General features: G+C 62.4%; 12 protein-coding genes. 5 read left to right on the top strand and 7 right to left on the bottom strand.

The window, feature by feature from the left end:
• Positions 1 to 8: 8 nt before the first annotated feature.
• On the bottom strand, positions 9 to 1,004 hold the full coding sequence (locus AC1DWA_RS04275) for a Gfo/Idh/MocA family oxidoreductase (RefSeq protein ID WP_020969146.1): 996 nt from the start codon (positions 1,002 to 1,004) through the stop codon (positions 9 to 11).
• Positions 1,005 to 1,084: 80 nt separating this feature from the next.
• On the opposite strand from AC1DWA_RS04275, the gene AC1DWA_RS04270 reads away from it, so the two are divergent.
• Complete coding sequence (locus tag AC1DWA_RS04270; protein ID WP_047890274.1) at positions 1,085 to 2,125, top strand: Gfo/Idh/MocA family protein; 1,041 nt, start codon at positions 1,085 to 1,087, stop codon at positions 2,123 to 2,125.
• On the opposite strand, the gene AC1DWA_RS04265 is transcribed toward AC1DWA_RS04270, so the two are convergent.
• Both AC1DWA_RS04265 and AC1DWA_RS04260 read right to left on the bottom strand, forming a co-directional pair.
• A complete protein-coding gene (locus tag AC1DWA_RS04265; RefSeq protein ID WP_243617091.1) occupies positions 2,122 to 2,898 on the bottom strand; it encodes a TIM barrel protein in 777 nt (258 codons plus the stop codon). The genes AC1DWA_RS04270 and AC1DWA_RS04265 overlap by 4 nt on opposite strands.
• Positions 2,895 to 3,920: a Gfo/Idh/MocA family oxidoreductase gene (locus AC1DWA_RS04260; protein ID WP_477916491.1), complete on the bottom strand. Its 1,026-nt coding sequence runs from the start codon at positions 3,918 to 3,920 to the stop codon at positions 2,895 to 2,897. The genes AC1DWA_RS04265 and AC1DWA_RS04260 overlap by 4 nt, the downstream gene beginning before the upstream one ends.
• 116 nt (positions 3,921 to 4,036) lie before the next feature.
• On the opposite strand from AC1DWA_RS04260, the gene AC1DWA_RS04255 reads away from it, so the two are divergent.
• The 4 genes from AC1DWA_RS04255 (at position 4,037) to AC1DWA_RS04240 (ending at position 8,138) form a co-directional block, all read left to right on the top strand.
• Positions 4,037 to 5,038, top strand: coding sequence for a LacI family DNA-binding transcriptional regulator (locus AC1DWA_RS04255; RefSeq protein WP_019747686.1), 1,002 nt, complete (start codon positions 4,037 to 4,039; stop codon positions 5,036 to 5,038).
• Between the two features lie 160 nt (positions 5,039 to 5,198).
• Entirely contained in the window at positions 5,199 to 6,200 is a 1,002-nt protein-coding gene (locus AC1DWA_RS04250; protein ID WP_007727338.1) for a substrate-binding domain-containing protein, read from the top strand.
• Between the two features lie 63 nt (positions 6,201 to 6,263).
• A complete protein-coding gene (locus tag AC1DWA_RS04245; protein WP_003940759.1) occupies positions 6,264 to 7,322 on the top strand; it encodes an ABC transporter permease in 1,059 nt (352 codons plus the stop codon).
• Positions 7,323 to 7,325: 3 nt separating this feature from the next.
• Positions 7,326 to 8,138, top strand: a complete 813-nt coding sequence (locus tag AC1DWA_RS04240; RefSeq protein WP_007727336.1) for an ATP-binding cassette domain-containing protein — start codon at positions 7,326 to 7,328, stop codon at positions 8,136 to 8,138.
• A 58-nt stretch (positions 8,139 to 8,196) separates the two neighbouring features.
• Here the strand turns inward: AC1DWA_RS04240 and AC1DWA_RS04235 are convergent, their stop codons facing one another.
• From AC1DWA_RS04235 to AC1DWA_RS04220, 4 genes are read right to left on the bottom strand one after another with little or no spacing between them, the layout of a single operon-like run.
• The gene (locus AC1DWA_RS04235; protein ID WP_477846084.1) at positions 8,197 to 9,198 is read right to left on the bottom strand and encodes a Gfo/Idh/MocA family protein; all 1,002 of its coding nucleotides are present in this window, start codon (positions 9,196 to 9,198) and stop codon (positions 8,197 to 8,199) included.
• The gene (locus AC1DWA_RS04230; RefSeq protein ID WP_020969151.1) at positions 9,195 to 10,061 is read right to left on the bottom strand and encodes a TIM barrel protein; all 867 of its coding nucleotides are present in this window, start codon (positions 10,059 to 10,061) and stop codon (positions 9,195 to 9,197) included. The genes AC1DWA_RS04235 and AC1DWA_RS04230 overlap by 4 nt, the downstream gene beginning before the upstream one ends.
• A complete protein-coding gene (locus AC1DWA_RS04225) occupies positions 10,058 to 11,098 on the bottom strand; it encodes a Gfo/Idh/MocA family protein (protein WP_021332519.1) in 1,041 nt (346 codons plus the stop codon). Before AC1DWA_RS04225 ends, AC1DWA_RS04230 begins: the two co-directional genes overlap by 4 nt.
• Positions 11,098 to 11,889 (bottom strand): SDR family oxidoreductase, encoded by a 792-nt coding sequence (locus AC1DWA_RS04220; protein WP_133728417.1) that lies wholly within the window; start codon positions 11,887 to 11,889, stop codon positions 11,098 to 11,100. Before AC1DWA_RS04220 ends, AC1DWA_RS04225 begins: the two co-directional genes overlap by 1 nt.
• Positions 11,890 to 11,918: the final 29 nt, after the last annotated feature.

Here is an 11,918-nt window from a genome sequence, read left to right as displayed (position 1 = left end):
AAAAGACCTCAGAAACTTTCCCCCACGGGCTCGACCGAGACAGTTGTCCCCGCGGAGTGCATCGACTTGATCACGGCAGCTGCCACGAGATTTGCCCGCAGGCCGTCCGCGGCTGTGGCCAAGGTCGACGGTCTTCCGGTGCTCAATGCGTCGATCCACTCTTGAAATTGGCGCCGATACGACTCGGCAAAACGCGGAATCCAATCCGCCGCATAGCCGTACGAGTGGGATCGATCCGCGTCGGTGTGGATGACCACCGGTTCGGCGAGACGAGCGGCGCCGATTTCGCCCACGACCTCGCACCGAGTGTCGTAGCCGTACCGCGCGTTGAGAAAGACCTCGACCGTGGTGAGAACGCCGTCGGCGGTGCGCAGCATGATTATCTGCGGATCCTGGCGATCGTTCACCAGCGAACTCGAGCGCCCGCAGTGCCAGCTGGCTGCGACGACGGGGGAGTTCAAGATCCACGGCACGATGTCGAGTTCGTGAATCGCGGAGTTGGTCACCGTGGATTCCGAGCTGCCACCCGGGTAGGCGCTGACAGTGCGACTCGAGCAGTGCACGATCAGTGGGTCACCGATACGGCCGGAATGTGTTTCGGCCTTCAGTGCCACGTATCCCGGATCGAAGCGGCGCATGAATCCGACGCTCACAAGGGGGCTTTCGGGGTTCTCGGCCGCAGCGACGCGTCGGCAGTCCTCTGCTGTCACTGCGAGGGGCTTTTCACACAGAACCGGTTTTCCGGCTTCGACAGCAGCAAGCGTGAGGTCGGCATGCGTTGAATCATGGGAAGCGATGACTACGGCGTCCACACCGGCGTCGTTGATCAGTTTCAACGGATCGGTCACCCACCGTGCGCCGACTGCGGACGCTACGGACTTTGCTCGCTCTTGATCGAGGTCTGCAACCACAGAGACCGTTGCCCCGGAGACCGTGGAGTGGAGATTGCGGACGTGGTCGGCGCCCATGACGCCGGTTCCGATCACACCGACACGAATCGACATGAGGTTCCTACTTCCAGAGGATTGAAACGGACAACCTAATGTCCTTACATATTTCGAGATTCGACTCTACAGTTCGAGGCATGACTTCTTCTACAGTTCTGGAACTCCCTCGCACCCGGGTCCCCGATCCGGTCGACGCTCCGACTTTGCGCTGGGGGATCCTCGGGCCTGGCTGGATTGCACAACGCTTCGTGGAGTCACTGCAGAGAAATACAGCGCAGGAAGTCACGGCCGTCGCTTCGCGCGGACTCACCCGCGCTCAGGCCTTCGCGGACAATTGGGGGATCGGACGCGCTCACGGTAGCTACGACGCTTTGCTTGCCTCCGAGGATGTGGACGTCGTCTATGTCGCAACACCGCACACTGCCCATTTCGATTGCGCGATAGCGGCATTGGATCACGGCAAGCATGTCGTGGTCGAAAAGCCGCTGGCTTTGAACGCAGCGCAGGGACGGGCGATTCAGGAGCGGACGGCTGCGCTCGGACTGTTTTGCATGGAGGCGATGTGGACGTCGTTTCTGCCCAAGTTCGACGTGATCGACCAGATCCTCGAGGCGGGGCTGCTGGGAACCATACGTACGGTTCTGGCCGATCACGGCGAACGGTTCGAGACCGATCATCGTATCTACGATCCAGCGCTTGCGGGTGGGCCACTTCTCGACCTCGGGACCTATCCGGTCAGTCTCGCGTATCGGGTATTGGGTGTTCCTACTGCGGTTGCTGCCCTGGGCGAGCCGGCGAATGACATGGTGAACGGCCAGATCTCAGCGGTTCTGTCCTGGGCAGGCATTGCTCAGGCCAGTCTGAACACCACGATCCTTGCTGACACGCCCAACACGGCCTCGATCTGCGGCGACAAGGGGATGATCGTTCTGGACTCGACGTTCTACCGGCCCGGGGCCTTCACTGTCCGGCTAGGTGACGGAAGATCTGCGCGCTACGACGATCCGGTCGACGGATACGTCGGAGGTCTCGCGTTCGAGGCGGCCGAGGCGGCGCGGCGGATCACCGCCGGGGATATCGAGTCGCCGGTCCATCCGCTCGACGCGGCCATTGCGACGCTCGACATCCTCGACGAGATCCGCCGTCAGGTGGGGATCACGTTCCCGGGTGAGGGCTAGAGCGTAAAGGCCTTCCGGAAAGCAGTGAGTGCGGTGTCACTGTCTCCGGATGCCCAGCCCTCCAAACCGATCGTGCCGGTGTAACCCTGGTCGGCGAGCACGCGTGCGATGGCGGGGTAGTTGATCTCGCCGGTTCCGGGTTCGCATCGGCCGGGTACGTCGGCCACCTGAATCTCGCCGATGTTGTCACCACAACGCCGCACGAGTTCGATGAGGTTTCCTTCGCCGATCTGTGCGTGGTAGAGGTCGAGCATCATCTTGAAGTTGGGGTGTGAGACGGATTCCACCAGTGCCAGAGTGTCTTTGGCGCGGGCCATCGGTACGCCGGGGTGATCGACGATCGTATTGAGATTCTCGAGGCAGAAGACGACTCCGGCTTCTTCGCCCAGTCTCGCGATCTTCTCGAGAGCGCGTTGGGCGGTCAGCCACATCGCTCCCGTAGTTCGATACTGCGGGCGCGCAGCCTGTCCGTCGATGAGCTCGCCGGTATGGAAGTTCAGCCGGGGAACGCCGAGTTTCGCTGCCGGAGCGAGGCATAGCGCCGCTGTGCGTACCAGTTCGGCGCTGCCGGCTTCGTCGAACAAATCGCCGTGGAGATAGCCGGTCATCGAGGAGAACCGAGCTCCGGTGGCGACCAGAGCTTCGAGGTCTTTGTCTTGCCAACTCCAGATCTCAGCTGCGAACCCCGCCTCCGAGATCCGCCGAACACGCTCGACGACAGGGAGTTCGGTGAACGTCATCTCGGCAGAGACCGCCAAGTCGAAGGGGCTCACTGCGGCACCGCCAGCAACGAGACGGGCAGTCCGGTTTCCACGGATTCTTTTGCGGCCAGTGCGATTTCCAGGGCGTTGCGAGCATCGAGACCGTCGACCGACGGCGCACTGCCGGAGAGGATGCAGTCTGCGAAGTGCACCAGCTGGGCAACATAGGCGTCGTGAAACAGTTCGATGTTCACCCGAGGTGTGTCGGCCAGAACGCCCGGTGAGCTGTAATGACGCATCGCGGTCCGCGTGACCTCGCCTGCACTCACCATTCCACCGGAACCGAAAACTTCGCCGCGCACGTCGTAACCGTAGGTGGCTTGGAAGTTGGCCTCGGCCGACGCGAGGGCGCCGTTGTCGAAGCGCAACTGAACCATCGACGTGTCGAGGTACCCCTGCTCCTTGTACTGCGGATGGATGAGAGCATCGGCCTGCGCGAACACCTCGACGACGCGTGCCCCGGGGTTGAGCCAGAGCAGAGCGTCGAAGTCGTGAATCAGCGTCTCGTTGAAGATGGTCCACGGCTTGACTCGGGAGGAGACGTCGGCGGTGATTCCTGGGTCGCGGGTCAGAGAACGAAGTAGCTGTGGGGTTCCGATCCCGCCGGCGGTGATCACGTCGTGGGCCGCGGTGAAGTCGGCGGCGAAGCGCCGGTTGAAACCGACTTGCAGCGCAACGTTGTTCGCGGCACACGCGCCGACCGCGCGATCGGCGTCCTCGAGTGTCAAGGCCATCGGCTTTTCGCAAAAGACATGTTTGCCGGCCTCCGCGGCGGCCACCACGAGATCGGTGTGAGTTGATGCGGGCGTACTGATGAGCACCGCTTCGACGGTCGGATCGGCAATCAGCTCAAGGGCGTCGGTGTACGCGCGGGCGTCGGGACTGACACGTTCGATCAACGACGCCGCAGCGCCGGGCGCAGGATCGGCGACGGCGACGAGACGGGTGCCGGGGATACGCAGCGCGACGGACTCGCCGTGGAAGCGGCCGATCCATCCGGCGCCGATGAGACCGACTGCAACAGAGGCAGACATGGGGGCTCCGTTCGGAGTGAGAATGAGGAACTAGATCGTTCTAGTCCATGCCAGTAAAGCGCCGGATGCGGCGCGCGTCAATGCTTCGGTGCTTATTCGCTGGAACGATCTAGTCTGTGGAGGTGAACAGTCGACGCCCCACCTTGCAAGACGTAGCAGACCTGGCCGGTGTGTCACGCGCTCTGGTGTCCATCGTCATTCGTGATGTCCCAGGTGCCAGCGATGCGACGCGGGTACGGGTCAAGGCGGCCGCGGACGAACTCGGCTATCGACCCGACAACGCGGCGCGACTGCTGCGCCAACATCGCAGCCGCCTGATCGGTGTCAGTTACGTTGCGGCGCAAACGTTTCACGCGGAGCTGCTCGACGAAATCTATGTGGCCGCCGAACGGTCGCGCTACGACGTCGTCCTCAGTGCGGTCTCGGAGCGACGGCCGGATTCTCGTGCAACGCGGACCCTGCTCGACGACCGGTGTGAGGCGATCTTGCTGTTGGGTTCACAGGCGCCGGAAGCAGAGATCGTCGACCTGGCCGACAAGGTTCCCGTTGTCGTAATCGCGCGGAAGATGTCGTCAGTGCACGTGGATGTTGTCCGAACAGATGACGAGGCGGGCGCGGTGATGGCTGTGAATCACCTTGTCGAACTCGGGCACCGCTCGATCGCCCACGTCGACGGCGGGCGAGGCCCGGGCGCCCAGGAACGGCGTCAGGGCTACCGCAAGGCCATGCGAGCGGCAGGTCTGGAGCCGAGAATTCTTCCCGGCGGTCTCACGGAGGAGTTCGGCGCAGCTGCCGCCAGGTCGATGGTCGAGGGTGGGTTACCCGGGGCGGTCTTCGCTTTCAACGATCGCTGCGCGCTCGGAGTTCTCGACGTCTTCCTGCGTGCCGGGATCTCGGTGCCTGGCGACGTTTCCGTGATCGGATTCGACAACAGTGCATTGGCAGGTTTGGCGCACATCGATCTGACCAGTGTCGGGCAGGACACGGCGTTTCTGGGCGGCGCCGCGGTGGAGCGGATCTCCGAACGCCTCGACGGCGGAAGTGGGCCATTGGGCAAGGACATTGTCGCGCAGCCACAACTTGTGGTTCGAGGTTCAACTGGACCCGCAGGGCATTGACCTGCAGTTTCGACTTCAATCAGTTTGTTCGGTCTTTGATAAGCAGTCCTAATGTCAGAACAAACTATTGACATTCGACTGTGACGGGTATTACATCTTTCACATACAACCGAGCACCATCCGTTCGCGGGCCGTTGGTTGATGTCGAGAGGGAGTTCACATGTCGTTTCTCACGGGACGCAAGAGCGTTGCCGTACTGGCCGGAGCCTCAGTCGTGGTCTTGGGTCTGGCCGCCTGTTCAAGCACCGGCGGAAAGCCGGATTCTTCCGGATCCGGAATGGGCGCGGGTACGGCGGACACGCCCCGCGCCACTATTGCGATGATCACTCACGAAGTTCCCGGTGACACGTTCTGGGATCTGGTGCGCAAGGGAGCCGAAACCGCAGCGGCCAAGGACAACATCGAGCTTCGGTACTCCGCCGATCCCGAGGCGCCGAATCAGGCCAACTTGGTTCAGAGTGCGATCGACAGCAAGGTCGACGGGATTGCTGTGACCCTCGCGAAGCCCGACGCCATGGTTGCCGCGGTCCAAAGTGCCACCGCCGCGGGCATTCCGGTGGTCGCCCTCAACTCGGGCCTCGAGACCTGGAAGGACATGGGCGTCAAGGAGTACTTCGGTCAGGACGAGTCGATTGCCGGTGAAGCTGCCGGCGAGCGACTCAACACCGAAGGTGCCACCAAGGTGTTGTGCGTCATTCAGGAGCAGGGCAACGTGAGCCTCGAATCACGTTGTGCCGGAGTGAAGAAGTCGTTCAAGGGAACGACGGAGATTCTCAACGTCAACGGCAAGGACATGCCGTCGGTGGAATCGACCATCACCGCGAAACTTCAACAGGACCCGGCAATCGATCGAGTTCTCGCACTCGGTGCTCCGTTTGCCTTGACGTCCGTGACGTCGGTCGGCAATGCGGGCAGCAAGGCGAAGGTCGTCACTTTCGACACCAACGCGGCGCTCGTCGACGCCATCAAATCCGGTGACGTGCAGTGGGCAGTGGACCAGCAACCCTTCCTGCAGGGCTACCTCGCCATCGATTCGCTGTGGCTTTACCTCAACAACGGCAACGTGATCGGTGGCGGCTTGCCGACCCTGACCGGACCCGCGTTCATCGACAACACCAACATCGACTCGGTCGCCGAGTACGCCAAGAACGGAACTCGCTGATCCGGGCGCACGGAGGGCTGAGAGTCCGCCCTCCGTGCGCCTGTCCAGCACGGAAGGGAAATCATGTCCACTCAGGCAGATCTCGACCTTGCCGCCCACAAAGTCGTGACCGATGAACGGGTGAAGGAGCAAAAGCGCATTCAGCGCCTACTGCTCCGCCCGGAGATGGGTTCACTTGTCGGCGCCATCGCCATCTTCATCTTCTTCTGTATCGTCGCGGCACCGTTCCGTACGCCGGAAGCGCTTGCGACAGTGCTCTACTCCAGCTCCACGATCGGCATCATGGCTTGCGCGGTCGCCCTGCTCATGATCGGCGGCGAGTTCGACCTATCCGCCGGCGTCGCAGTCACCACGTCCTCGCTCGCCGCGTCGATGATCGCCTACAACCTGCACCTCAATCTGTGGGTGGGTGCGATTCTGGCGCTCGTCGTTTCGCTCGCAGTCGGATTCTTCAACGGCTACCTCGTCATGAAGACGAAGATTCCCAGCTTCCTCATCACCCTGAGCTCGTTCCTGATGCTGACCGGAATCAACCTGGCCGTCACCAAGCTCGTGAGTGGTCAGGTTGCCACACCCAGCGTCTCCGACATGGCCGGATTCGATTCCGCGAAAAAGGTATTCGCGTCGTCGTTCTCGGTCTTCGGGGTGTCCGTCAAGATCACGGTCGTGTGGTGGCTGCTGTTCACCGCGATTGCAACATTTGTTTTGTTCAAGACCAAGATCGGCAACTGGATCTTCGCGGTCGGCGGCAATCAGGACAGCGCCCGCGCGATCGGTGTGCCGGTGACCGCAGTCAAGATCGGTCTGTTCATGACCGTCGGCTTTGCTGCCTGGTTCGTGGGCATGCATCTGCTGTTCTCGTTCAACACCGTTCAGTCCGGTCAGGGTGTCGGTAACGAGTTCCTGTACATCATCGCCGCAGTCATCGGCGGTTGCCTGCTCACCGGTGGTTACGGAACCGCGATCGGTGCTGCGATCGGCGCATTTATCTTCGGTATGACCAACCAGGGCATCGTCTACGCAGGCTGGAACCCGGACTGGTTCAAGTTCTTCCTCGGCGCCATGCTGCTGTTCGCGGTCATCGCCAACAACGCATTCCGCAACTACGCTGCGAAAAGGTGACACATGAGTACCACAGCTGAAGTTCCCGCTCTCTCGAACTCGGGCGGCAACGTGCCACTGATCGAGCTCAAGGACGTCGGTAAGCAATACGGAAACATCATCGCGCTCAAGGGAATCAACCTGCGCGTCGGTGCGGGTGAAGTGACCGGTGTGCTCGGTGACAACGGCGCAGGCAAGTCCACGCTGATCAAGATCATCGCCGGTCTGCACCAGCAGAGCGAAGGTGAACTACTCGTTGACGGCGAACCGACAACGTTCCACTCGCCTAAAGAGGCGCTTGGCAAAGGCATCGCGACGGTCTATCAGGACCTCGCCGTTGTTGCGTTGATGCCGGTGTGGCGCAACTTCTTCCTTGGGCAGGAACTACGCAAGGGTGGTCTGATCAAGTCGCTCGACGCCAACGCCATGCGCGCGACGACTCTTTCGGAACTGTCGAAGATGGGCATCGAACTGCCTGACGTCGACGCACCGATCGGTAGTCTCTCCGGCGGTCAGCGTCAGTGTGTTGCCATCGCCCGCGCCATCTTCTTCGGTGCCCGCGTGCTGATTCTCGACGAGCCGACAGCAGCGCTCGGCGTCAAGCAGTCGGGAATGGTGTTGCGCTACATCACCGCTGCCAAGGAACAGGGATTCGGCGTCATCTTCATCACGCACAATCCGCACCACGCGTACATGGTCGGCGATCACTTCGTGCTCCTCAACCGAGGCAGGCAGAAGCTCGACGCCAAGTACGACGACATCTCACTCGAAGAACTGACCAAGGAGATGGCGGGCGGTGACGAGCTCGAGACACTGACCCACGAGCTTCGCCGCTAGATCAAAACCTCGCGACTACAGCCTCGGTTCGAATCGAACCGAGGCTGTAGTCGTTTCGTCAGAGGATGGTCGTCGGCCGAACCCCGAGGCCGGAATGCATGTACGCCTCGTCGATCATCGTCATGTTGGCTACCGCGTCGCCCGGCCCGATCGGCAGCGCCGAGACCCCGGACAGATGATCGGCGAACGCTTCGAGTTGATAAGTGTACGACGACTTCGTGCCCAGCTGCTCGATACTCGTGCGCCCATCGACAGTGACGGAGACACGGTCGTCGACGTCCGGCTGGAGGAAGTTGTGCACCAGGACGTCTCCGTTGGATCCGAAGACCCGGAAGGTGAAGTGGTACTGCTCGTCCAACATCGTTGTCACAACGGATGCCCGCGCTCCGCCGGGATACTCGAGTTCGATGTCGAACCACGAATCGACCCCCGGAGCGTATTCCTCGTGGCGGGTCCCGGTCACCACTGGCGCACCACCACAGACGTCACTCAGCATCCGGGAAGCATGTAACCCGTAGCAGCCCAGGTCCATCAGTGACCCGCCTGACAAGGCGAGCTCCCACCGCGGGTCGTTCTCGGATGGTTTGGGCATCCGCAGTACGGTTTCCACCCGAGTGACCGCGCCGACTGTGCCGCTCCGAACCACATCCAGCAGGCGCCGGTTCACCGGATGAAAGAGGTAGTGGAACCCCTCGAGCAGCGTCACTCCGCTCACGCGCACTGCCTCGGCTACAGCACGCGCTTCCACCGCGTTGCTCGAAAACGGTTTCTCCGTCAGCACGTGCTTGCCGGCCTGAACGGCGGCGAGATTCCACGGTCCGTGCAGGCTGTTGGGCAGCGCGTTGTAGACGACGTCCACCTCCGGATCCGAGATCAGCTCGGCGTACGAACCGACCACCCGTTCGATCCCATGCCGGGCTGCATAGGCTCTGGCCCGCTCGGGGCTGCGTGCGGCAACGGCCACCAGGCGGTGCCCGGTGGCCGTTGCAGGTTTGATCATCGCGTTCTCGGCGATGCGTGAGGCTCCCAGAATGCCTATCCGCAGCGGGGCAGGTGTCACAGAACCGACCGCAGATACTCGACGCTCGCTCGCACATCGCGCACCGGTCCCTCGTCGGACGGAGCCTCGGCCAGAATGGTGTCCTGCTCGAGCACGTACCACCCGTCGAAACCGTGGCGCTGCAATATGGCTGTGACACCGGCGATGTCGACGTCGCCGCCACCGAGCGGACGGTACATTCCCGCCTTCACGCCGTCGGTGTAGGTGAGCTCACCACTGCGAACGCGTGATGCGAGGGCATCGTCGACGTCCTTGAGATGCACGTGGGTGATGCGCTCGGGAGCTTGACGCGCCAGGTCGACCGGATCGGTGCCGCCGATCAACAGGTGGCCGGTGTCCAGACACAGTGGGATGGCCGAGCCGTCGAGCACTCGCAGGACCTCGTCGCGCTGCTCGATCATCGTTCCGACGTGAGGGTGGACAACTGCCCTGATTCCACGCTCGGCCGCGGCGTCAGTGAGGCGATCGAGATTGTGCAGCAGGGTTTTCCAACTCTGCTCGTCCAGTTCTGGGCGTGAATCGTAGCCGTCGGAACCCGTCGCGGCGGCCAGAACCAAAACCTCGGCACCTGAGGCGACAAAACCGTCGAGGATGGGGGAGATGCCGGGTACCGGATCATGATCGTCATCGTGCAGCAGTACTGGTGCAAACCCGCCGACTGCGCTCAGGTCGTGATCCGCGAGCACCTTGGCCATCTCGGCAGGTGCTGTCGGCAGAAAGCCCTCCGGTCCGATTTCCGTTGCCGCCAGACCGACTTCGCGCATTTCCCGGAGGACTTGCGCAGGGTCGAGTTGGTAGCCCCAGCCCGGGACTTCGCACACGCCCCAGGAGATCGGTGCGCCGGCGATGCGAGGAGTGCTCATGTGTGTGCCTCATTCTTGTCGTGAAGGAACAGATCTTTGACTTCGGTGATCGTGACGGGCCGACCCTCGCGCAGAGAGTGCGTTGCAGCTTCGGAGATCCACGCCGACTCGACCGCATCTGTGGGCGTGCACGGTGATTCCCGACGCCCGGCGACAACGCCGAGGAATGCTTCGAGTTCCGCACGGTAGGCGGACGTGAAGCGGTCCATGAAGAACGTGTACGGCTCCTTCGAGGGGAACGATGTTCCGGGGTCGAGCGAGCGGAGTGGCAAGCGGTCGTCCAGCCCGGCAACGACGGAGTCCGCCGAGCCGAGTACCTCGAGTCGGCAGTCGTAGCCGCGGCCGTTGTAGCGGGTATTTGACACGACCGCGATGGTTCCGCCTTCGAAAGTGAGAACCGTTGCGGCGGTGTCGACGTCACCGGCATCGGCGATCCCGCGATCACCCTGATTCGAGCCGGTGGCAAAAACCGTGGTGACTTCGCGGCCGCTGACCCACCTGACGATGTCGAAATCGTGGATCGAGCAGTCGCGGAAGATGCCGCCGGAGTGTTCGATGTACGAGATCGGCGGGGGAGCGGGGTCGAGGGTGGTCGATCGGAGAGTGTGGATCCAACCGAGTTCTCCAGATCGAACTGCGTCGTACGCCGCCACAAATGACGGGTCGAATCGGCGCTGAAATCCGATCTGGACTGGTACCGACGTCTGCTCGGCAGTCGCGAGTACACGAACCGAGGATTCGATGGAGTCGGCTACCGGCTTTTCGCAGAACGTCGGGATGTCTCGTCGGACAGCGGCTTCGATCAGGTCGGCGTGCGAACTCGACGACGCGGCGATCAGAACACCGTCGATGCCTGACGCTAAAAGCGCGTCGGGATCGGCAGCGGACTCCACGTCGAGTTCGCTTGCCACGTCCGAGGTTCGACGTGCGTCGACGTCGGTGACAACCAGTGCGTCGACGCCGTCCGTCGTCAGCAGGTTTCGGGCGTGGTAGCTGCCGATTCGTCCGAGGCCGATGACTCCGATACGAGCGCCCATCAGTCCAGCCCTCCGAAGACGTTCTGGTCCCAGTCGATGATCGAGCCTGTCACGACTCCGCTGCGATCGGAGAGCAGGAAGACGACGAAGTCGGCGATTTCGTCGACCTGTCCGAGCTTGCCCATGGGGAGGGTGCTGCCCGCACGTTCCTGCCAGTCGTCACCAGCGTCGTGAAAAGCTCTCTGCGTGAGGTCTTCTCCCTCGGTCTGTGTCCACCCGATGTCGAGACCGTTGATCCGGATGCGATCCCAGCGATGCGCATGGGCGGCGTTGCGGGTCAACCCCGCCAGCCCGGCCTTCGCTGCCACGTACGGCGCGAGATACGGTTGCCCGCCGAGTTCGGACGTGGAGATGATGTTGACGATGGACCCGGGGACCGCACGCTCGCGCATGTCCTTGACGGCTGCCTGCATCGTGAAGAACGGACCGCGGAGGTTCACCGCGATGTGCTGGTCGAAGAGTTCCTCGGTGGTGTCGAGCAGCGTGCCGCGCGAGGTGAGTCCGGCAGAATTGACGAGGGCATCCACGCGGCCGAAATGTGAGATCGTCTCGGCCACGCTGGCGAGCGCGGAATCGGTCTGCGCCACATCGGCTTCGATGAAGTGGGTTCCCGAAAGTTCTGCCTCGAGAGCCTTTCCGACGTCCGGGCGTCGGCCGGTGAAAGCCACCTGAGCGCCCTCACGGACTGCGGCGCGTACGACGCCGGCGCCGACGCCTTGCGAGCCGCCACTGACCAGTACGACGGTGTCGGCTAGGAGTACGGGCCTGGTTACGCCCGGCGGAGAAGTCATGGGTTTAGTCTGGCTGTGACGAAGACCTC

The organism is Rhodococcus sp. P4_F3_2 (assembly GCF_056401335.1).
The sequence above is the reverse complement of the archived record's forward strand: the minus strand, read 5'-3'. Positions and strand labels throughout refer to the sequence as shown.

Coding starts and splice junctions, on each gene's coding strand:
- AC1DWA_RS04275 (WP_020969146.1), bottom strand. CDS start 1,004: ATGTCGATTCGTGTCGGTGTGATCGGAACCGGCGTCATGGGCGCCGAC.
- AC1DWA_RS04270 (WP_047890274.1), top strand. CDS start 1,085: ATGACTTCTTCTACAGTTCTGGAACTCCCTCGCACCCGGGTCCCCGAT.
- AC1DWA_RS04260 (WP_477916491.1), bottom strand. CDS start 3,920: ATGTCTGCCTCTGTTGCAGTCGGTCTCATCGGCGCCGGATGGATCGGC.
- AC1DWA_RS04250 (WP_007727338.1), top strand. CDS start 5,199: ATGTCGTTTCTCACGGGACGCAAGAGCGTTGCCGTACTGGCCGGAGCC.
- AC1DWA_RS04245 (WP_003940759.1), top strand. CDS start 6,264: ATGTCCACTCAGGCAGATCTCGACCTTGCCGCCCACAAAGTCGTGACC.
- AC1DWA_RS04240 (WP_007727336.1), top strand. CDS start 7,326: ATGAGTACCACAGCTGAAGTTCCCGCTCTCTCGAACTCGGGCGGCAAC.
- AC1DWA_RS04230 (WP_020969151.1), bottom strand. CDS start 10,061: ATGAGCACTCCTCGCATCGCCGGCGCACCGATCTCCTGGGGCGTGTGC.
- AC1DWA_RS04225 (WP_021332519.1), bottom strand. CDS start 11,098: ATGGGCGCTCGTATCGGAGTCATCGGCCTCGGACGAATCGGCAGCTAC.
- AC1DWA_RS04220 (WP_133728417.1), bottom strand. CDS start 11,889: ATGACTTCTCCGCCGGGCGTAACCAGGCCCGTACTCCTAGCCGACACC.